The sequence below is a fragment of the Rufibacter ruber genome (assembly GCF_014138425.1).
GTDB lineage: Bacteria > Bacteroidota > Bacteroidia > Cytophagales > Hymenobacteraceae > Nibribacter > Nibribacter ruber_C.
This window is the reverse complement of the sequence record NZ_JACJIQ010000001.1, coordinates 302,159-322,521: the sequence shown is the minus strand read 5'-3', so window position 1 is coordinate 322,521 and position 20,363 is coordinate 302,159. Positions and strand designations below refer to the sequence as shown.

The window sequence follows — 20,363 nt, the reverse complement described above, 5'->3', positions numbered from 1 at the left end:
GGTTCTTATGACCTTTCTTGAAAACTTCCTGTCAAATACACTGTTTCTGTTTTCAGGCTGTTTTGGCCAAAATAGGCCGGAAACGCAAATTTCACCTCACGTAGGCAGCAGTATCACGGTCTGCTGACCAATAACTTCTACGGAAAAATATCTCTATGGCTTCACGCCCTTAGCCTTGCCCCTCTCCTTTCCAATCTTCCTTCGGCCGCCAGGCCGGGTCAAACGCTTTGGCCTGCGGGCCTAAATTCCCCAAGTCAAGGGTGATGCCGCTGTCTCCTTTCCGGTTGCTGGTGTGGTGGTCCAGAATGAGACAGAACGCCAGGAGCAACTCATGGTCTGCGCGGTCATCTGCCAGCAGATGGTAATTGTCACCGTTGAACCAGGAAACCGCCGCCTTGTCCCACCACGCTAGCTGCCGCCCGTCTTTGTACACCGAATATTTGCGGCCACGGTGCCCGAAAACCTCATACCGGCTGCCCCCCACGTAGCACTGGTAATGGTTCTTCCAGAACGAGACGGTGGTAAATGCGGCCTCGGTGCCGCCCTCAAATTTAAGGCCGTAGCTGGCCTTGCCCCACGCCCACTGCTGCCGTATGGTCACCGCCGGAAAATCACACCCACCTTGAACACCTGCAGCTCGGCCATCCACTTAAACAGGCTGCTGGTGGCGTAGTACGCTTCCTGCCCGTTCAGGTAGATCCTGTACTTGTCCCGTACCGACAGTTTTTGCTGGTTGATGTCTATGACCATGGAGGCGGCTTATTGGCTGTTTCTACGCTAATTTCCTGAAAACAGCCCGAAAACAGAAAAGCTTCTTCGCCTGCGGCGGAAATATCTTCCACCCCAACTTCTCTCAAGCCGGCTCTTCCAGATTTGCAATCCGGAAGCAAGTACTCCGGGGATTTGCAATCCCCGACCCAAATTATTTGACTTCCACGCGCCGCGGATTGCAAATCCGCAGTTACCAAAATTCGGGATTACAAATCCCGAATAGTTAAAATTTTGAACAGCAAAGCTGAAAGATACACATAAAGGTGTTCCCCTCCTTGGAGGGGCAGGGGTGGGTTACTGGTACCTATGAGATGCGCAGCATCTGTGATATGGAACTTGCTTCGCATTCAGTTTCAATCCTCTTCACCAAGACCGTTTCTGACCTGTTTTCACAAAAACAGGCCCAAAACGGAAGAAGCCGCTCCCTAAAAGTAAAGGAAACGGCTTCTCTTCTATCTCTTTTATAGAAAAAGAAGTTAGACCAAAGGGTCATTGCACTCGCTTGTCTAGTTTGCCCACAGGTTCCTTTCAGGATGACAGAAAGGAAGAGGTTGGCCCACAAGATTCTTCCAGAATGACAATTGGGAATTGAGAATCAGGAATTCATAATGTCTAATTCTTGATTCCTGATTCTCAATTCCCAATTAAAGAATGTATTGGCTCAGGTCACGGTTCTTCACCATGTCTCTAAGACGTTCTTCTACCATTTCTGGGGTAATCATGAGCTTGGCGTTTACCGGAATGGTGTCTGGCACCTCAAACAGAATATCATTGAGCAGGCGGCTCATGACGGTGTGCAGGCGGCGGGCCCCAATGTTCTCCACTTCGGCGTTCACCTCAAACGAAATCTCGGCCAGCTTGTGCAGGGCTTCGTCTGAAAAACTCAGCTCCACGTCCTCGGCGCGAAGCAACTCTTCATACTGCTTGGTGAGCGCGTTTTTGGGGTACTTGAGAATCTGGTAGAAATCGTCTTTGCTCAGGCTCTGCAATTCCACCCTGATGGGGAAACGCCCCTGCAACTCCGGAATCAGATCAGACGGCTTGGCCACGTGAAACGCGCCGGCGGCGATGAACAGGATATGGTCAGTCTTGATGACGCCGTACTTGGTGTTCACGGTGCTGCCTTCCACAATGGGGAGCAGGTCGCGCTGCACGCCCTCGCGGCTCACGTCTGGGCCGCCGCTGCCTTTGCCGCTGGCGCTGGCCACTTTGTCAATCTCGTCAATGAAGATGACCCCGGCGTTTTCGGCTTTGGCAATGGCTTCGTCTTTCACTTCGTCCATGTCAATGAGCTTGGCGGCTTCCTCTTCCAACAGGATTTTACGCGCCTCGGCAATGGTCACTTTGCGCTTCTTGGTCTTCTTGGGCAGCATGTTGCCAATCATCTCCTGAATGTTCATCATAGACATCTCATCCATGCCCGGGCCCACCACGCCCACGCCCGAAGAAGGGCTTTGGGACACCTTGATGTCTATCTTGCGGTCTTCCAGCTCCCCGTTTCTGATCTTCTCCCGGAACCGCTCGCGCGTGCGCTCGTTCAGCTCCAGATCACTCTCTGGCATCTCAGAGGAAGACGAAAGCCCAAAACTGTCGCCTGAGCGGTTGCCGGGCTGGTTAATGGGCGGAATGAGGGCATCCAGGATCACTTCTTCCACCAGTAGGGCGGCCTGCTGCTTTACCTCCTCCTTTTTCCTGGTCTTGACCATGTTCACGGCCTGCTCCACCAGGTCCCGCACCATGCTCTCCACATCCCGGCCCACGTAGCCCACTTCGGTAAACTTGGAGGCTTCCACTTTGGTGAAGGGTGCATCAGCAATGCTGGCCAGACGGCGGGCAATCTCAGTTTTTCCCACGCCGGTGGCCCCAATCATTAAAATATTGTTGGGTACAATTTCTTTCTGCATCTCAGGGGCGGCGTGCATGCGGCGCCAGCGGTTACGCAAGGCAATGGCCACGTTGCGTTTGGCATCATGCTGGCCAATAATGTATTTGTCAAGTTCGGCTACAATCTGAGCGGGGGTTAAATACTTGCTTGAATCTAACATGCGGTTTACTATGTGTGGTGTCATGACGGTGCAAATGAGTGAGTACATCTCCCACTGCCCGTTTACGTGAAACTGTCTATTCTCTTTTCTTTTACAGTACAGGTACAGCCGGTTAGGCTATAAAACAACCCTTGTTAGGGGTAAATACCAACAACGGCTAACGCTATTTATGGCTTTCGCGTTTTTGGCCTATTTTTCAGAAAACAGGCCAAAAACAGGAATAGGAGGGTATCTACCCCACAACGTTCTCACCCCCAGCTTTATAGATCCTGCAACGTGGCCTTCTTGAGAAAGCGGTTGAGGTCTGTGGTGAGGGTAAGGTAATTGGCCGCACCGGCTACATGCATCTTGGCATACGTGTAATCAAACCGGAAGGCGTAAATTTTAATGGAGGCCCCAAAGGAAAACCCGGCCATGCCGCCCACGTTCTCTACCACCAGCTCCTGCCGCCGCAGATGGTTGTAGCCCGCCCGCAGCTGAAAGCCCGGCCCCAGGATAAACTCGGCCCCGGTCACAAAATGCCGCGCCAGCTGGTCTCCAAAAGACTTCTCCTCTTTCACTTCCTCTCCGTTCTCGTTGATGGTGCCTTTCTTGTTGGGGTCCAGGTACACCACGTCCCAGCGGTTCAGCTGGTGGGCCGTCACAGAAAGCCGGAAGGGGGCGTGCTCTGGCTTGTAGCTGGCACCCAGTTGTATGTCTAGGGGCATGGCGTCGCGCTCACCGGTGCCATAGGTGTTTAGCATGAGGCCCAGGTTCTTTACGGCCAGCCCCACCACAAAGTCCTGCTCCGGGTGGTTGAAGGTACCGCCAATGTCTACCAGTGTGGCCACCGCCTGGTCTCCAGCTATGCTGGAAACCGCTACTTTGGCCGTGGCGCCCAAGGTAAAATGCTCAATGGTAGCCGCGTGGGAAAAAGACACCGCGTAATCACGTACGGTAAAGCTTCCTTCCTCCTGCCCGGCGGCGTCACGCTGCACAAAGTCACCGTAGTCCAGGTACTGCACGCCAATGGCGTTTCTCCCCCACCGCTTGCTCTCAAAGGCATACTGGAGGTTGTTCTGGCTTATATCTGAGAGGTAATTGAGGTAGGAGAAGCCCAGCTGGTGGTTAGTCTTTCCTTGCAGCAAGGCCGGGTTGGCCGTTACAGCGTTCACCTCTTCCAGACCAGATGAGACATTCACGCCGCCCAACGCTGCCACCCGCGCATGGGTGGGCACCTCCAGAAACCGGAACGCAAAACGCCCTCCCATCTGGGCAGTAGCCACCTGGGCGGCAACCAGTACTAAGACTCCCAGCAGGAAAAGGCGTTTTTGCATTGTTTTTCTAAAAGTAGCCCGGAAACAGAAACTTAAGAGGCATCGGCCTGGGCCGAAGTATTCTCTTCGCGCACCCGCAGGTCCAGGGGCCGGGCCACTTTCTCTGGCAGCAGCGCAAAGTCCAGCACTTCATCCACGCGGTCTACGTAATGGATGTTCAGCCCCTCAATATAGTGCGCTGAGATTTCATTGACGTCTTTCCGGTTCTTCTGGCACAGGATCACGTCTTTGATGCCCGCCCGCTTGGCCGCCAGAATCTTCTCCTTGATGCCACCCACCGGCAGTACTTTTCCGCGCAGCGTAATCTCACCGGTCATGGCCAGATGGGACCGCACCTTGCGCTGGGTGAACACTGAGGCAATGGAGGTGAAGATGGCAATACCGGCACTAGGCCCGTCTTTGGGCACCGCCCCCTCAGGGAAGTGGATGTGCAGGTCATACTGATCAAACAGGCGGTAGTCAATACCCAGGTCCTCTGCGTGGGCGCGCAGGTAAGATACGGCCGTAATGGCAGACTCTTTCATCACATCACCCAGCTGACCAGACAGGGTCAGCTTGCCTTTGCCGCGGCTCAGCAGAGATTCTATGAACAGGATGTCGCCGCCCACGCTGGTCCAGGCCAGGCCGGTCACTACGCCTGCGGTTTCATTGTCCTGGTAAAGTTCTTTGTCAAAGATCTCAGGCCCCAGAATACGCACCACGTCTTTGGGTTCCAGCTTGGCCGGCCACTCCTCTTCCATGGCCTTTGATTTGGCAATGTTCCGGATGACCGCCCCCAGCTTGCGCTCCAGATTTCTAACGCCAGATTCGCGGGTATAGTCTTCAATTACTTTCTGAATGGCCGCACCAGACAGCGTCACGTCTTTGGCTTCCAGGCCGTGGTCTGTCTTTAGCTTAGGGATCAGGTGGCGCTTGGCTATCTCCACCTTTTCCTCAATGGTATAACCGGTCACTTCAATGATCTCCATGCGGTCCCGCAGGGCCGGGTGAATGGTGTCTAAAGAGTTGGCCGTGGCAATGAACAACACTTTTGACAGGTCATACTCCACCTCCAGGTAGTTGTCTACAAAGGTGTGGTTCTGCTCAGGGTCCAGCACCTCCAGCAGCGCAGAAGACGGGTCGCCACGGAAATCAGAGTTCAGCTTGTCTACCTCGTCCAGAATCATAACGGGGTTAGAAGACTCTACTTTCTTGATCTGGCTGATGATGCGGCCCGGCATGGCGCCCACGTAGGTTTTCCTATGCCCTCTGATCTCGGCCTCATCCCGCACGCCGCCCAGAGCTATGCGCACATATTTTCTACCCAGAGACTTCGCCACAGACCGGCCCAGTGAGGTTTTACCCACCCCCGGAGGCCCATAGAGGCAAAGGATAGGCGCTTTCATGTCATTCTTCAGCTTGAGCACGGCCAGGTACTCCAGAATGCGCTCCTTCACCTTCTCCAGGCCGTAATGGTCTGTGTCCAGTACTTTCTTGGTGCGCTTCAGGTTGAAGTTGTCTTTGGTATGCTCGCTCCACGGCAGGTCCAGCAGGAACTCGCAGTAGTTCAGGGAAATAGGATACTCTGCCGCCTGCGGATTTAAGCGGCTCAGCTTGTCCAGTTCTTTGTTGAAATGCTTGGCCACAGCCTCAGGCCATTTTTTCTTGGCGGCTTTTGCGCGCATGCGCTCCACCTCCTGCTCAGGCCCGTCCATGCCCAGCTCGTCTTGCAAGACCTTGATCTGCTGGCGCAGGAAATAATCCCGCTGCTGCTCGTCAATATCTAAATGCACCTTGCTGTGAATCTCCTGCTTGATCTCCAGCATCTGGATCTCCCGCATCATGAGCTGCAACAGCGTGGTTCCCCGCTCCACCCCGTCATTGATCTCCAGCAGTTTCTGCTTCTGCGGCACTTCTACGTTGATGTTACTGGACAAGAAGTGGGTCAAAAAGCTGGGGCTGTCAATATTGTCCAGCGCCACCTGCGCCTCCTGGGGTATCTCCGGGTTCAGCTTCAGGATCTTGGCCGCCGCCTCTTGCAGCGACTGCACCAGCGCCTTCACCTCCTTGCTGTTCTTCTTAGGGAACGTTTCTGGCTGGTGTGACACCCTGGCTACCATGTACGGCTCCTCCTGGGTCACCTCCTCTATCTTAAAGCGGCTCTGCCCCTGAATGATGATGGTGGTATTGCCGTCTGGCAGCACCAGCATTTTCAGGATTTTGGCCATGGTGCCCACCTCAAACAGGTCCTCAGAGGTAGGTTCTTCTGCGTTCATGTTCTTCTGGGCCACCACCCCCACGGTTTTGTCGCCGCGGTACGCTTTGCGCACCAGCCGCACAGATTTTTTCCGGCTCACGGTTATGGGCAGCACCACCCCGGGGAACAGAACGGTGTTCCTGATGGGCAGAAGCGGCAATGTGTCTGGGATATTTTTTTCAGCGCCTTCGTCATTGTCTAAATCTGAGGCAATGATGGTGATGAGTTCGCCATTATTATCGTCAGACAAATCAGACAGCATGAGTTGGTGCAGTAGGTTCTCTCGGGTATAATTCATAAAACAGGCCTCTGGGAGTGCCATAATGGCAGTATTCCTCCCCTCCGTACAGTAGATTTCCTTTAATGTATATATTTTACAAGAGCTATGCCAATGTTTGCGTGCAAAACTTGGCCGTTTCGTTTATATTTCAGGGGAGAAAGGAGTACATTTGACTCCCCTTTCTGGGTATTGCCTGCTCGTGCTGCTTTGTTATGATGCCTACTCGTTCCATACTCCCCCTTCTGCTGCTGCTGGCCCTCGCTTGCTCTGTTCACGGGCAAACCAAGAACCCGCTGCGCCTCAAGCAAAGGCCTGTCACAGACTCCCTGCGCAAAAAGTTGCCAGACGCTGAGCTGGTTCTGGAGTTTAAGCACATCAACGAGTTGCCGTACTACTACCACAAGTCCAAGTTAGCCCAAATACAGAAACTGGAAAAGAAACAGCAGTGGAACAAAGTGCTTCCGCTGTTGCAGGAGTACGTGGGCAATTTCGGGATTGAGAATTTCTACAAAGATACAAAACTCTTGTGGCGTTTGGGCCAGCTTTATGAAAGGACGGGGCAGCGCGAGCGGGCCATTGCCTATTACCGGCTGGTGCTTAAACACCACCGCACAGACATCAAGCAGGTGCAGCTGTATTATGACTCGCTGGAGCAGAAGAAAAAAGACTTCTATGTTCCCCTCAACTACTATTATGAGCTGGTGGAGTACCGCAAGTCAGTGGCTACCTTTAAACCGCCGCGCGGGGTGTACACCAACATGGGTGATGCCATCAACTGCAAAGTAGAGGACTATGGCCCCGCCGTGCATTCAGATGATGATATTTTTATCTTCACCTCGCGCCGCAAAGGGGTAAAAGCCACTGGTACAGATGAGGACATCTACTTCTCTAAGAATGAAAACGGCTTTTGGCACGAGGCCCAGTCTTTTGGAAAGCCCATCAACAGCATTTACAACGAAGGCTCTGCCTGCCTGAGCCGCGACGGGAAAACCATTTTCTTCGCCCGCTGTGACAGCCCAGACGGCTTTGGCAACTGTGACCTCTATACCGCCTCCAAGCTCTCTGACGGCAGCTGGGGCCAGATCAAGAACCTGGGCCCCACGGTGAACACCAAAGCCTGGGATTCCCAGCCCACCCTTTCGCCCGGAGAGGACACGCTTTATTTCGCCTCTGACCGGCTGGGCGGCTTTGGCATGTCTGACATCTACTACACCGTGAAACTGAAGAACGGGCAGTGGTCAAACGCCCAGAACCTAGGCCCGGTGGTGAATACCCGGGAAAGCGAGGTGAGCCCTTACTTCCACCCGCTGTACCAGGTGCTGTACTTCAGCTCACGGGGCCAACTGCTCAACTTTGGGGACTTTGACATCTACAAGACCTACCGCGTGAAGGGCAATTGGCAGGAACCGCGCAACGTGGGCCCGCTGGTGAACGGCAAAGGCAGTGAGTACTACTTCACCATCAACGCCGCCTCTACCAACCTGTATTACGCCCGCTCTGAGCCCACAGACCCTAAGAACCTGGACCTGTACTCGTTCCCGCTGCCCATGGAGGCGCACCCGCTGGCCGTGACCAAACTGTCTGGGGTGCTTACAGATTCAGTGACCAACCAGCCCCTGAAGGGCATCATCTCCATCATTGACCTGGATAACGGCATTGAGGTGGCGTCAAAATATGTGCGGGAAGACGGGTCTTTTGACTTTGACCTCATAGACAACAGCCGCTACATGATGCTGATCCAGAGCCCCGACTTTTTCTCCATTGAAAAAGAAATTGACCTGAAAAATGACACGGTATTGAAAATCATGAGCACACTCATTGACTACAGTATTCCGTTGATCTTTAAAAACCTGGAGTTTGATGAGGGCAAAGCCGATATCAAAGATGCCATGCAGGCCACGCTTGACCGCATTGTGCTGTTCATGGTAGACCACCCGCAGGTGAAACTCAGCATAGAAGGCCACACAGACAGCAGCGGCGACCCTGTTGCCAACCAGGAGCTAAGCCAGTGGCGGGCCATTGCCATCAAGAAGTACATTGAAGAAAAAGGGAAACTGGACATAGGCCGAATCCATGCCGTAGGCAAGGGAAGTACAGAACCCATTAAAGAGGAGCGCACCCTTGAAGACCGGGCCGTGAACCGGCGGGTAGAGTTCAAGCTCATCAAACCCAGCACCGCCCCGGGCTCTGAAAACGGCACCGGCAACTGGTAAAGACTTGCACAACGTAAATCCCGTTTTCGGCCTGTTTTCCGGAAAACAGGCCGAAAACGGGTTTCACCTTTGACGGAACTTCTAAACTTTGATGACGCATTCCGTCCCTCATTGAAGGGGTAGGGGGATGATTACTTGTGCTGATCTACTCGTGCAGAGTTTCGCGTTCCCGAGAATCACTTTTCATTTCATTTGGCTAGAACAGACGGTTTTTCAAAGGCCTTCGTCATCCCCTACCCCCTTCAAAGGGGGACGGAATGCGTGCCTCAATTTGACCTAAAGCCTAAAAACCACAGCCAGATTTCCACTCCGTTTACTTCCGCAAATTCAGGCCGCCCACATTGATCACCACGCCAACGCTCAACACAGAGTTGCCGGCCGTCATAAAGTCCCGGTTCTTTAGCCCGAAGTTGCTGCCGCTGGTGTACTGCAGCTGCACGTGGGGGCTCAATACCATGCGGGTAAAGAAGATGGGCTCCAGAAAAATATTGTCTTCGGCCGGCTGGCTCACATTGTCCCGCACAAACCCCAGCATGTTCACATGGCTAACCCGCAGGGCGGTGCCGTAATTTAACGGGTACTTCTCACCAAAGAGCCGCAAATACCGTTTTTTCTTAGAGGAGTAATTGACCTGCAGAAAGAGCTTTTTAAAATTGGTCTCCTGCCGGTCATAGCTCACCACGCCCTCTGGGGATTCTTTCTTGTGGGTGCGGTCACTGCTGCCGTAGCCCAGGCCGGCATAAATTTCCAGCACGCGGTTGTTCTCAGGCCCAAAGGTGGTAAAATACCCGCCGCCGCCCTCCAGCAGCATGTGCCTGAAGTCTTCCTTTTTGCGGCTGTTGTTCATCATGGAACCGTTCAGCAGCACCCCAATGTGGTCAGAAACGGCGTACGCCGAATTAAAATTGGCATTGCCCCTGAAAGTGATGTGCGCCCCAGTGCTCAGCTCACCTTTGGCCGTGAGCATGGGCGTGTTGGGCACGTTGGGCATGTACAGGGAAGAGCAGCCGCTGGCAAAAAAAACCAGGGCCAGAGAACTCAGGAGGGAAAAGCGTTTCAACATGGGGGAATTGGTTTGTACTACAACAGTGGTCCTGCGGTTACCCAAAGTGCCAGGTGAGCCGGAGGCAATTCTGTTTTCGGGCTGTTTTCTGAAAAACAGGTCAAAAACGGCTGGGACGGGAAAAAGTTGGGTTGGGTTTAGAAAGTGATGTTCTGCTGGGTATCACCTGTCTTGAGCAGGGCAGAGCGTTTCTTGCCCGCCACTTCTACGTTCACAATGTTGGTCTGGTCAGTAAACAGCTCGGTTAGCAGCGCGTTCTGCACCCAGACCTGCCCCCCCGGGGCCTTGCCCACCGGAATCTCCACATACAGCCACACCGCGTCTGCCTCTTCCTGCAGGCCTAAGAAACGGAGTGCGGGCCGCGCCCCCTTGGCATGGGCCATAGCCAGGTGTGCCTGCAGGTACTCAGCAATGAGTTTGTTCACCCGCTCAGATTTGTCTAACCGGACGGGGGTTTTCTGCCTTCTGGTCAGGGCCTCTTCCAGGTCATCTGCAAACACCCGCACTGACAGCTCAAAGGTGGCGTTTTTAGCGTTATAGCGGGCATCTGTGATGCTGGTGTGAAACTCATGCGCCCATGCCGGCCCCGTCAGAAAGAAAGCCACCAGCAGCGCCAAAATCGGCCGGAGGCCACGTCTCTTTTTTTTCATCGTTCTCTCCTTCTCCCCTATAAACAGCTAGAGACGCTTGGTTAGTGCGTCTCCAGGTGGTAAAATAAAAATCTTGAACAGGCACTACCGGCCCGGCTAGTTGAACAGCAGCTTGAAGAAGTCATTGAAAATGGCAAAGCCCATCAGGCCCAGCAGCAGCACCATGCCCACTTTCTGGGCGTTTTCCAGAAACTTGTCTGACGGTTTCCGGCCCGAGATCATCTCATAGGTCAGGAACATCACGTGCCCGCCGTCCAGGGCCGGAATGGGCAGAAAGTTCATGAAAGCCAGTACCATGGAAAGCATGGCCGTGATGGCCCAGAAATTAACCCAGGAGAAGTTGCCGCCAAAGATCTGCGCAATACCAATAGGCCCGCTCAACGCTTTAGAGGCAGACACCTCCCGTCTGAAAATCTTGGCAAACCCCTTGATGTTGGTGGTGATCACGCCAAATGCCTTCTCAGCGCCCACCGGTATAGATTGCAGCAACCCGTACTCCCGCGTAGCCCGCGGTAAAAGCAGCTCCGGCTGAAACCCAATCACCCCATCTTCATCAATGGTGGTGTTAAGGGTAAGCTGCTGCCCGTTGCGCTCAACCTGCATGGGAACCGTCTTGCCTTTCAGGTTCTGAAGCGCCAGCTGGAACTCATGGAAAAACTGCACCGGCTGTCCGTTCACCTTCACAATTCGGTCTCCGGCTTGCAGGCCGGCTTTGGCCGCGTTACTTTTGGCTTTCACCGCCTCAACGGCAAACGGCTCCCTTGGCAGAATAAAACCTACCCTGTCGCCGTCGGCCAGTTTGTCCATCAGGTCTACCGGTACTTTAATTTGAACTTGCTGGCCGTTGCGCTCAACCGTGTAAGAGGCGTTCTGCCCCAGCAGCACGTCTGGGCTGTACACGTCATTGAACTCCACCAGCGGGTTGCCGTTAATGGCCACAATCTTGTCACCGTCCCGGAGGCCCATCTTTTGGCCAATCTCATTGGTCACTATGCCGTACTGCACGTCTTTGGCCAGCAGGTAGCTCTCACCGTACACGTAGGTTAAGGCGGCAAAAATAAGGATACCCGTAATCACGTTGAAGATGATGCCGCCCATCATGACAATGAGGCGCTGCCAGGCCGGCTTGGCCCTGAACTCCCACGGCTGCGGCTCCTGTGAGAGCATGGCGGTGTCCAGTGACTCGTCTACCATGCCTGAGATTTTCACAAATCCGCCCAGCGGAATCATGCCAATCATGTACTCGGTCTCCCCTACCTGTTTGCTCACCAGCTTGGGCGGAAACCCGATGGCGTATTTCTCAACGCGCATGCCAAACCATTTGGCGGTGAGCATGTGCCCTAACTCATGTATTCCAACTAAGATGGTCAGCCCCAGAATTAACTGGCCGGCCATTACTAATGCATCCATTTACTACGGTTATAAGGTAGAAACCAAACACCCGGGGGTTTGTTTGGCTTTGCTGTCAATTTACTTGTAAGTCGTTGGCAGCGGCAGAAACTTACGCCTGCAAGTGCTCTAACGCCAAACGACGGGCTTCTTTGTCTGACTCCACGTAGTCATCTAACGAAGGGCTGGCAATATACGCAACTTTAGCGAGACAGTCAGAAATGAGGTCGCTCATCTCCAGAAAGCCCACCTCGTCGCGCAGGAACGCCGCCACGGCCACCTCATTGGCGGCATTGAGCACGCACGGCGCGTTGCCGCCTTTCTCCATGGCCGCAAACGCCAGCCCCAGATTCCGGAACGTCTCCAGGTCTGGCTGCTCAAACGTGAGCTGCGGGTAGTTCAGGAAGTTGAACCGGGGGAAATCTGCTTTCAGGCGGTTGGGGTAGTTGAGCGCATACTGAATGGGCAGCTTCATGTCAGGCAGGCCCATCTGCGCCTTTAAAGAACCGTCTTCAAACTGAACGAGCGAATGCACAATAGATTGCGGGTGCACCACCACTTCTATCTGGTCATTGCGCAGCCCAAACAGCCACTTGGCCTCTATCACCTCCAGCCCCTTGTTCATGAGGCTGGCCGAATCTATGGTAATCTTGGCCCCCATTTCCCAATTGGGGTGCTTGAGCGCCTGCGCCTTGGTCACCGTCTGCAGAAACGCCCGGTCTCTGCCCCTGAACGGCCCGCCCGAGGCGGTCAAAATGATTTTCTCAATAGGATTATGGAACTCGCCCGCCAGACACTGGAAAATAGCGCTGTGTTCAGAATCAACCGGGTAGATGTTGACCGCTTTTTCCCGCGCCAGCTCAGTGATCAGTTGGCCCGCCACCACCAGCGTCTCCTTGTTTGCCAGGGCAATGGGTTTGCCTGCCTCAATGGCCTTGATGGTGGGTTGCAGCCCGGCGTAGCCCACCATGGCGGTGAGCACAATGTCTACGGTGTCCATCTGCACCACGCTGTTCACGGCGCTCATGCCCGCGTAAACTTTGATGGGGTGCGCCGCCAGTGCATCGCGCACCTGGTCATACAGCTCCTCTTTGGTGATCACCACCACGTTGGGCTGAAAGGCAATGGCCTGGGCAATGAGCAAATCTGCGTTGCTGTGGGCGGTGAGCACCTCTACCTCAAATGCCTGCGGCTGCGCCTGAATCACCTCCAGCGCCTGGGTGCCAATAGAGCCCGTGGAGCCAAGAACGGCTACTCGTTTCTTCATGTACTCTCATTAAAGCCGTTTCTGGCCTGTTTTTGCGAAATTAGGGGAAAAACGGGAGTTTCTTTCTATTTTCTGATTTGCCCCGGCGGGTCTGGTAGTGGCTTCATGACCTGCCACCAACACACTTTTCTATCTTCTAATTTTGTCATTCTGGAAGAATCTCGGTGGCAAACGGTAATAGCATTGTAGTAAGCGGTACTACTGTTCGCCCACAAGTTCCTTTCAGGATGACAAAATACGTAAGGGTGAAGCGTCCGATTATGCCTACGTTTCCAGCCTAGTTTCCTGAAAACAGGCCGAAAACGGAAAAGCTATTTCACCGGAATTTCCTTCAACAGCACTTTGTCAATCTTGCTGCCGTCCAGGTCTACAATCTCCAGCTCATAGCCGTTGTAGGTGAATTTCTCGCCGGTGGCCGGAATGCGGTTGAGGTAATAGATGATGAAGCCGGCCAGGGTCTCAAACTCAGTGGGGTTTTTCTTGATGAGCTCCCGCTTGAGCTGTCTGTTCAGCTCTTTCACTTCCAGGCCGCCGCTCACCAGGAAAGAGCCGTCTTCACGTTTCACCAGCAGCGTTTCCTCCAGCTCATCAATGTCTGGGATGTTGCCCACAATGGCCTCCAGAATGTCATGCAGCGTGATAATGCCCTCTACCGCGCCAAACTCGTCTACCACAATGCCCAGGTACTGCTTTTTCTCCTTGAACAGCGTGAGCACCGCGCTGGCGTACATGGTTTCAGGCACGTAAATAGGCTCTTTCACAATGGCCGCCACGGGCAGGCGCTGGGTGAGCAGGTTCTCGTAAAAGTCTTTGGCGGTGAGAATGCCCATGATTTTGTCCTGCTGGCCGTCATATACCGGAAACTTGGAATGCGCGCTCGCCTTGATTTTGCGATGGATTTCCTCCACGGGTTCCTGCAGGTTCACCCATTCCACCTCGCGGCGGTGGGTTCTCAGGTTACGCGCCCGCTGCCCCGAATACTGGAAAATGTTCTGGTGCAAATCGGTTTCGTCTTTGGCCAATACGCCCTGTTTGCCCGCCGTCTTAATAATCTGCCGAAGTTCCTCCTCTGACATTTTCTCCTCTTCGGCCTCTTTCACACGCAAGATTTTCATGACCACGTTGGTAGACATAGACAGCAGCTTGACCAGCGGCAACGTGCCCTTGGTAAACGCTTTAATGATGGGGGCCACCAGCAAGGCAATGCGCTCGCTGCTGCCCATGGCCAAGGTTTTGGGGATCAACTCCCCAATCACAATGGAGAAATAGGTAATCAGGCCCACCACAATGATAATGGAGAGCGTATCTGCGTACGGGGCCAGAAACTCCACCTGCACCAGCACGCCCCGCATGTCATCAGAGAGGGCCGCGCCCCCGTACGCCCCCAGCACCACGCCAATCAAGGTAATGCCCACCTGCACCGCCGACAGGAAATCTTCGGGTTCGGCCAGCAGGTCCAGCACGGTCTGGGCGCTTTTGCTGCCTTCCTGCGCCTTCCGCTTCATGCGGTCTTTCCGCACAGAAATGATGGAGATTTCTGACAGCGCGAAGAAGCCGTTTAACAAGGTGAGGACAACGAGAATGAGAATTTCCATGGGGAAGTAAGAGAACGCGAATCAGGTAAACGAAAATCTTGGATTACTTTGGGCATAACGAGCAATTGGCGTTTTCAGCATGTTTTCAGAAAAACAGGCCAGAAACGGCCTACTACCGCGCCACCTCCAGCAGCCCCTCCGCCAGATGACGGTCATTGCTCAGCCGGGGTACCTTGTTTTGCCCGCCCAGCTTGCCCTGGCCCTTCATGTACCGCTGAAAAGCGTCTGGCGGCAGCGGCGTGATCTTCAGATTGGCCAGAATGTTGCCGGCAATGAGGTCGTCATAATAGCTGTTGCGGCGGCGCAGGTGCCAGTTGAGGGCTTTGGCAAAGCGATCCGGGTCATGCGGCGGGGTATCAAAGGCAATAAGCCACTCATGGTAAGACGCACCGGCATTCTGGCTCACGTAGGGCGCCACGGTGAACTCGGTCACGGCCACTTCCCTGAACTCGGCCATGGCGTCTTGCAGGGCGCCCTCCACCTCCTCGGCAATCACGTGTTCGCCAAAGGCGGAAATGAAATGCTTGAGGCGGCCGCTCACCACCAGCTTGTGCGGAAACAAAGACGTGAACTTGACCGTGTCGCCAATGGAGTAGCCCCAGAGACCGGCGTTGCTGTTGATGATGAGCGCATAGTTTACGCCGGTTTTCACCTCGGCCAGCGTGAGGCGGCGCGGGTTGGGCTGGTGGTATTCCTCGGCGGGAATGAATTCGTAGAAGATGCCGCTGTCGGCCATGAGGAGCAAACCAGGGTCTTCTTGCTGGTTCTGGTAGGCGAAAAAGCCTTCTGAGGCCGGAAATGTCTCAATAGAATCAATTTTCCGCCCAATGCTCTCCAGCAGCTTCGCCCGGTAGGGCGCAAAGTTCACGCCGCCGTACACAAACAGGTTGAAGTCTGGGAACACGTCTTTGATGTGCTGCCCGGTACGGGCCATGATTTTGTCAAAGTACATCTGCACCCACGGCGGTATGCCTGAGATCAAGGTCATCTGCTGGCCCAGCGTCTCGTCAATAATCGCGTCTAGTTTGGTTTCCCAGTCTTCCAGGCAGTTGGTCTGGTAGCTGGGCAGCTGGTTGGTGCGCAGGTACCCCGGCACGTGGTGGTTCACAATGCCCGACAGCCGGCCGGTATTAATGCCCGCCACCTGTTCCAGCACCGGGCTTCCGCTCAGGAAAATGAGTTTGCCGTCCAGAAACTGCGCCTTGCCCGTCTCGTGAATGTAGTTCAGGAGCGCGTTGCGGGCGCTGTTGATGTGGTTGGGGATAGAGTCTTTGGTGATGGGAATGTATTTGGTGCCCGAGGTGGTGCCTGACGTTTTGGCGAAATACAGCGGAAGCCCCGGCCACAGCACGTCTTTCTCGCCCTTTTTCAGGCGGTCAAAATACGGCCGCAGCCCTTCATAGTCCCGCACCGGCACCGCCTGCACAAAATCCTTATGGCTCTGAATGTCTTTGAAGTAATGGTCTTTGCCAAAGGCCGTGTTGGCCGCCTTCTTCATGATCTGGTGAAAAATCTGTTGCTGAGCCTGGGCCGGACGCTCCATCCAGCCTTTCTGCCGGGCATGCACCCACGCGGCAAACGGTTTACTCAACAATGACTTTACTCCCATAGACGCAAAAAAATCAAGTTCTTAAAATACAAATTCCTGACCTTAGAAACACAGCCAAGTGGGTAAAGATACTAATCTTCTCCTAAAGTAGATGACGCCGCACTCTCGCTGTTTTCAGCCTGTTTTGGCGAAAACAGGCCGAAAACGCAATTTTCTCACGAGAAACATGGCGCACCTATTTTCGCCTGGGCGGCGATAACCAAACCTCTTAAATTTCAGTACAGCTTACAGGAACTCAGAAGTTGGGAATTCAACCTACCGGGCAACTGCGGCGTTTTGGTAGGCTTGGGTGCTCACTTTCAGCGTATGAGATAAGGTAAATGCTCTTGAACCGCTCTTCCGGATTTAAAATCTGAAAGGAAATAACCGGAGATTTGTAATCCCCGTCACTGCGCCATCCATCAGAAAAGCCGCGGATTGCAAATCCGCAGTTACCCAGGTTCGGGATTACAAATCCCGAACAGGAGCGGCAGCAGAGCAGTGTGGGAATAAAAGAGAGAATTCAGTAATGTCATTCTAATCGTTCCATGGTCTTTGCTGCACGCATTGCGTCCCCCTTTGAAGGGGGTAGGGGGATGACGAAGGCCGTTGAAGAACCGTCTGATTTGTATAAAATGAAAAAGAGGAAATGAATCTCGGGAATGCGAGACTCTGCACGAGTATTCATCCCGGGCCTTCAAAGGGGGACGTAATGCGTGGAAATTCAGGAGTTCTCGTTATCTTTCATCTAAACCAACCTAACAAATTTTAAAACTATGGCAAATAACACAGGTACGGCGGTCTGGGAAGGCGGCCTGAAAAGCGGCAAAGGCACCATCGCCACCCAAAGCGGCACCCTGGACGCGCGTTTCTCGTTCGGGTCACGGTTTGAGGAAGGCGCCAGCGGCACCAACCCTGAGGAACTCATTGGCGCGGCCCACGCCGGCTGCTTCTCCATGTTCCTGAGCGCGTTGCTGGAAGGCGCGGGCACGCCCGCCACTTCGGTTAAAACCGTGGCCAAAATCACACTGGGCAAAGATGATACCGGCCCGTTCATCTCCAAAATCGCGCTGACGTGCGAGGCTGACGTGCCCGGCATCTCCAACGATGATTTCCAGCAACAGGCCCAGAAAGCCAAAGAGGGCTGCCCAATTTCCAGAGCGTTGGCCTCAGTGCCCGAGATCACGCTGCAGGCAACCCTGAAAGGTGCCTGATCTTCGGCCTGAGGCCGATATCAAAATTTCATTATCTTTGCCCAATAGATTGAATGCATGAAATCATTGGCTAGAGTTGGGTTGCGCCCGTCGCGTGACCATAAAATCTCCTTCGGGGTGCAGTTGGCGCTGGTGCTGCTGTGGTTGGCGTACGGTACGTTTTTGATTATGACGGAGCCCGGCTCCTCTACCAACGACCGTCACTTTATCCACTACATCTTTCTGGTGCTGGCCTTTTGTTACCTGCTGTTCATTCTGGCGCAGAACACGTCTCTGTTTGGGCAGCAGTCTTACATTGAGATCACGCCCGCTTACGTGGTGGAGAAACGGGGTCATTTTAAGAGCAAAGTGGCAATACCGCTGCAAGATGTCACAGACATTTCACTGAACAACACCCAGGCCCGCTTTGCCATGCGTGACGGTTCCCGTTGCAGCGTTAACCTGAAGCTGGTGAGTACCCGCAAAGGACAGCGCATGGTGCGGGAGAAGCTGCTGGTGGTGGCTGAGCGCCATGCCATACCGGTCACGGACACGTCTACCAATACCAGAAGATAGATTCCTGTTTTGGGGGTATTTTCCTGAAAACAGGCCAAAAACAGAAAGGCCCTTCTTGGCAGAAGGGCCTTTCTGTTTTTACCAAAATTGGCAGCTTAGTCTAAGTTCGGCTGCGGCGTCATGCGCAGGTAGGGCTTGATCACCACGTGGCCTTTCGGGAATTTAGATTCTACTTCTTCCTGTTTCACAGACGGCAGAATCACGCAGTCTTGCCCGTTTTCCCAGTTAGCCGGGGTGGCCACACTGTGGTTGGCAGTCAGTTGCAAGGAATCAATCACGCGCAGAATCTCAGCAAAGTTACGGCCGGTAGAGGCTGGGTACGTGAAGATGAGTTTCACTTTTTTGTCTGGCCCAATAATGAACACGCTGCGCACGGTGAAGGTGTCACTGGCGTTGGGGTGAATCATGTCATACAGGTCAGAGACTTTGCGCTCTGGGTCTGCAATGATGGGGAAGTTCACGGTGGTGTTCTGGGTTTCGTTGATGTCCTGAATCCAGCCGTGGTGCGAGTCAATGGGGTCAACGCTCAAGGCGGCTACTTTCACGCCTCTGCGGTCAAACTCGTCTTTGATTTTAGAAACGGCGCCCAGCTCTGTGGTACAAACCGGGGTATAGTCGCGCGGGTGCGAGAACAGGACCGCCCAGCCATCGCCAATCCACTCATGGAAATGGATAGTGCCTTGTGAGGTTTCTGCGGTGAAATCTGGGGCAATGTCGCCTAATCTTAAAGCCATTGTTTTGTTCTTTATGGTGTGAATGGTTAACTGTCTTTTGTCTGCCCTCTGCCTGGCTCCATATACTTATAGCCAGCAGCAGAGCTTTAGAATCTCTATAGAAGAAGTAGACAAAGAAAGACACCAATTATTGTAATTCCAACTGAAAGCTGATATATTTGACGAGATGGCAAGAAAAGAATGGATTTTTAGTGAAGGTGACAGATGTTCCGGGAAAGGCTGTGGTGGTGTTGATTTGAGGAAAGTGGGCTGGAAACGTACCTGGCACAGACGTTCGCAGGTGCTGCGCACGCTATGAGTCTTTTGAGAATGGCTGCTGGTCAATTGGTGATTGTTTCGGAGTTCGCTGGCGCGAGCTTGTAGCTCGTGACCACTTGAGCTGAGTTTCCAGATTCACAGAGGACCGTTCAGCCATGCGTAGAACCCACTCCTACCCCTCCGGGGAGGGGAATACCGGGAATGCGTGAGAGGCAAAGCGGTGCCTGGTCTCTACGAGTGGGGAAATCAGCCATGTGTGCGGGCGTATGCCATACACCCTTACATATGCAATGCGTGCCCTGCTGGTGTAAACATCCCCCTTCGCCCCCTTCAAAGGGGGAGTATCAGATAAAGTAGTTTGAGGCTTTGCCTCAGGTAAGTTAGAAACTTCCCGCCATGGTAGGTCCAAGCTGCAAGCTTGAACCAGCATCAGAATTGCGTGAGTAATGTAGAATTGCATGAGAAAAGGGGAATAGCGTGGGGAACTTGAAGTAGAGGAAGCAAACCAAACTGAGTTTCTGGCCTGTTTTCCGGAAAGTAGGCCAGAAACGGAGCTGCCCGAAACGCAGCTACCCTTAAAACTCATTCCCAAACGTTTATATGCGCAGCACGGGCCCGGCTTAGGCTAGCGGATCAGCAACAGTTGCCTGCAAACAGATTACAACTAGAAAAGCAGCGACAGAAAAGGAACCCAAACCAGTCCTGGGGGTGAGCGCCTCTGTTACTACGGTGCCGCTCCGGCGGCAAGGCCGGAAGGCCTAGTTTTAACAGCAGTGCTCCCCGCCAGGACGGGGCCCCGCGGCCGTGAGCGCTTAACGGAAAAGATGAAACTGCAATGGGATTTCGCACCGGAGCAAACAGCCCAGCCCAGGGAAACAGCAGACCACGCATTGCATCAGCAGCAGCTAGCCAAGGAAACAGCGGTTAACCATTCCAGCATCTGCAGCAGCGGCAAAAATGAAACATTTGCTCCAGTGAGGCACTGCATCCAACTGCCCAGCAAAGGGAACAGCAGACTACGCATTCCAACCCTACCTCAGTCACCGTCGCCAAAGCCAACGGAAAAACAACCGAAGCATTCCCTTAAGCACTTGCGTCAGATTCTTCAACAAGCTAAGAAAAACTTGACAGGAATTGTATAAAAGCGTTTTCGGCCTGTTTTTCTCAAAACAGGCCGAAAACAGAAACT

At 53.7% G+C, this 20,363-nt stretch carries 16 protein-coding genes; 4 read left to right on the top strand and 12 right to left on the bottom strand.

Going from position 1 to position 20,363, the window contains the following annotated elements; all coding sequences use genetic code 11:
* Window positions 1-169 precede the first annotated feature (169 nt).
* From FHS90_RS01315 to lon, 5 genes are all read right to left on the bottom strand, one after another.
* On the bottom strand, window positions 170-601 hold the full coding sequence (locus FHS90_RS01315) for an LURP-one-related/scramblase family protein (RefSeq protein ID WP_182511279.1): 432 nt from the start codon (window positions 599-601) through the stop codon (window positions 170-172).
* Entirely contained in the window at window positions 598-750 is a 153-nt protein-coding gene (locus FHS90_RS01310) for a hypothetical protein (protein WP_182511278.1), read from the bottom strand. Before FHS90_RS01310 ends, FHS90_RS01315 begins: the two co-directional genes overlap by 4 nt.
* Window positions 751-1,415: 665 nt before the next feature.
* Window positions 1,416-2,816, bottom strand: coding sequence for an ATP-dependent protease ATPase subunit HslU (hslU, locus tag FHS90_RS01305; protein ID WP_066830809.1), 1,401 nt, complete (start codon window positions 2,814-2,816; stop codon window positions 1,416-1,418).
* A 260-nt stretch (window positions 2,817-3,076) separates the two neighbouring features.
* Window positions 3,077-4,132 carry a type IX secretion system protein PorQ gene (gene porQ / locus FHS90_RS01300; RefSeq protein ID WP_182511277.1) on the bottom strand — a complete coding sequence of 352 codons (1,056 nt, stop codon included), beginning with the start codon at window positions 4,130-4,132 and terminating at the stop codon, window positions 3,077-3,079.
* A gap of 32 nt (window positions 4,133-4,164) precedes the next feature.
* Window positions 4,165-6,666 carry an endopeptidase La gene (gene lon, locus FHS90_RS01295; protein WP_182511276.1) on the bottom strand — a complete coding sequence of 834 codons (2,502 nt, stop codon included), beginning with the start codon at window positions 6,664-6,666 and terminating at the stop codon, window positions 4,165-4,167.
* A 194-nt stretch (window positions 6,667-6,860) separates the two neighbouring features.
* Here lon and FHS90_RS01290 point away from each other — a divergent pair, with 194 nt between their 5' ends.
* Window positions 6,861-8,861, top strand: a complete 2,001-nt coding sequence (locus FHS90_RS01290; protein WP_246386550.1) for an OmpA family protein — start codon at window positions 6,861-6,863, stop codon at window positions 8,859-8,861.
* Between the two features lie 313 nt (window positions 8,862-9,174).
* On the opposite strand, the gene FHS90_RS01285 is transcribed toward FHS90_RS01290, so the two are convergent.
* From FHS90_RS01285 to FHS90_RS01260, 6 genes are all read right to left on the bottom strand, one after another.
* Entirely contained in the window at window positions 9,175-9,924 is a 750-nt protein-coding gene (locus FHS90_RS01285; protein WP_082893411.1) for a hypothetical protein, read from the bottom strand.
* A gap of 137 nt (window positions 9,925-10,061) precedes the next feature.
* Entirely contained in the window at window positions 10,062-10,574 is a 513-nt protein-coding gene (locus FHS90_RS01280) for a DUF6702 family protein (RefSeq protein WP_182511275.1), read from the bottom strand.
* A gap of 96 nt (window positions 10,575-10,670) precedes the next feature.
* Entirely contained in the window at window positions 10,671-11,984 is a 1,314-nt protein-coding gene (gene rseP, locus FHS90_RS01275; protein ID WP_066830815.1) for an RIP metalloprotease RseP, read from the bottom strand.
* A gap of 91 nt (window positions 11,985-12,075) precedes the next feature.
* Window positions 12,076-13,230: a 1-deoxy-D-xylulose-5-phosphate reductoisomerase gene (locus FHS90_RS01270; protein WP_182511274.1), complete on the bottom strand. Its 1,155-nt coding sequence runs from the start codon at window positions 13,228-13,230 to the stop codon at window positions 12,076-12,078.
* 311 nt (window positions 13,231-13,541) lie between these two features.
* Window positions 13,542-14,825, bottom strand: coding sequence for a hemolysin family protein (locus FHS90_RS01265; RefSeq protein ID WP_182511273.1), 1,284 nt, complete (start codon window positions 14,823-14,825; stop codon window positions 13,542-13,544).
* Between the two features lie 112 nt (window positions 14,826-14,937).
* On the bottom strand, window positions 14,938-16,434 hold the full coding sequence (locus FHS90_RS01260; protein ID WP_182511272.1) for a GH3 auxin-responsive promoter family protein: 1,497 nt from the start codon (window positions 16,432-16,434) through the stop codon (window positions 14,938-14,940).
* A 755-nt stretch (window positions 16,435-17,189) separates the two neighbouring features.
* On the opposite strand from FHS90_RS01260, the gene FHS90_RS01255 reads away from it, so the two are divergent.
* Both FHS90_RS01255 and FHS90_RS01250 read left to right on the top strand, forming a co-directional pair.
* Window positions 17,190-17,627 (top strand): OsmC family protein, encoded by a 438-nt coding sequence (locus FHS90_RS01255; RefSeq protein ID WP_182511271.1) that lies wholly within the window; start codon window positions 17,190-17,192, stop codon window positions 17,625-17,627.
* A 57-nt stretch (window positions 17,628-17,684) separates the two neighbouring features.
* Entirely contained in the window at window positions 17,685-18,182 is a 498-nt protein-coding gene (locus FHS90_RS01250) for a hypothetical protein (protein WP_182511270.1), read from the top strand.
* 95 nt (window positions 18,183-18,277) lie between these two features.
* Here FHS90_RS01250 and FHS90_RS01245 read toward each other — a convergent pair whose 3' ends face one another.
* The gene (locus FHS90_RS01245; RefSeq protein ID WP_066830825.1) at window positions 18,278-18,916 is read right to left on the bottom strand and encodes a peroxiredoxin; all 639 of its coding nucleotides are present in this window, start codon (window positions 18,914-18,916) and stop codon (window positions 18,278-18,280) included.
* 1,082 nt (window positions 18,917-19,998) lie between these two features.
* Here FHS90_RS01245 and FHS90_RS01240 point away from each other — a divergent pair.
* Window positions 19,999-20,316 (top strand): hypothetical protein, encoded by a 318-nt coding sequence (locus FHS90_RS01240; protein ID WP_182511269.1) that lies wholly within the window; start codon window positions 19,999-20,001, stop codon window positions 20,314-20,316.
* The last annotated feature ends 47 nt before the right edge of the window (window positions 20,317-20,363 follow it).

Excerpts from the sequence above, each read along its gene's own strand:
- FHS90_RS01310 (WP_182511278.1), bottom strand. The coding sequence starts at position 750 with ATGGTCATAGACATCAACCAGCAAAAACTGTCGGTACGGGACAAGTAC.
- hslU (WP_066830809.1), bottom strand. The coding sequence starts at position 2,816 with ATGTTAGATTCAAGCAAGTATTTAACCCCCGCTCAGATTGTAGCCGAA.
- porQ (WP_182511277.1), bottom strand. The coding sequence starts at position 4,132 with ATGCAAAAACGCCTTTTCCTGCTGGGAGTCTTAGTACTGGTTGCCGCC.
- lon (WP_182511276.1), bottom strand. The coding sequence starts at position 6,666 with ATGAATTATACCCGAGAGAACCTACTGCACCAACTCATGCTGTCTGAT.
- FHS90_RS01290 (WP_246386550.1), top strand. The coding sequence starts at position 6,861 with ATGATGCCTACTCGTTCCATACTCCCCCTTCTGCTGCTGCTGGCCCTC.
- FHS90_RS01285 (WP_082893411.1), bottom strand. The coding sequence starts at position 9,924 with ATGTTGAAACGCTTTTCCCTCCTGAGTTCTCTGGCCCTGGTTTTTTTT.
- FHS90_RS01280 (WP_182511275.1), bottom strand. The coding sequence starts at position 10,574 with ATGAAAAAAAAGAGACGTGGCCTCCGGCCGATTTTGGCGCTGCTGGTG.
- rseP (WP_066830815.1), bottom strand. The coding sequence starts at position 11,984 with ATGGATGCATTAGTAATGGCCGGCCAGTTAATTCTGGGGCTGACCATC.
- FHS90_RS01270 (WP_182511274.1), bottom strand. The coding sequence starts at position 13,230 with ATGAAGAAACGAGTAGCCGTTCTTGGCTCCACGGGCTCTATTGGCACC.
- FHS90_RS01265 (WP_182511273.1), bottom strand. The coding sequence starts at position 14,825 with ATGGAAATTCTCATTCTCGTTGTCCTCACCTTGTTAAACGGCTTCTTC.
- FHS90_RS01260 (WP_182511272.1), bottom strand. The coding sequence starts at position 16,434 with ATGGGAGTAAAGTCATTGTTGAGTAAACCGTTTGCCGCGTGGGTGCAT.
- FHS90_RS01255 (WP_182511271.1), top strand. The coding sequence starts at position 17,190 with ATGGCAAATAACACAGGTACGGCGGTCTGGGAAGGCGGCCTGAAAAGC.
- FHS90_RS01250 (WP_182511270.1), top strand. The coding sequence starts at position 17,685 with ATGAAATCATTGGCTAGAGTTGGGTTGCGCCCGTCGCGTGACCATAAA.
- FHS90_RS01245 (WP_066830825.1), bottom strand. The coding sequence starts at position 18,916 with ATGGCTTTAAGATTAGGCGACATTGCCCCAGATTTCACCGCAGAAACC.
- FHS90_RS01240 (WP_182511269.1), top strand. The coding sequence starts at position 19,999 with ATGAAACTGCAATGGGATTTCGCACCGGAGCAAACAGCCCAGCCCAGG.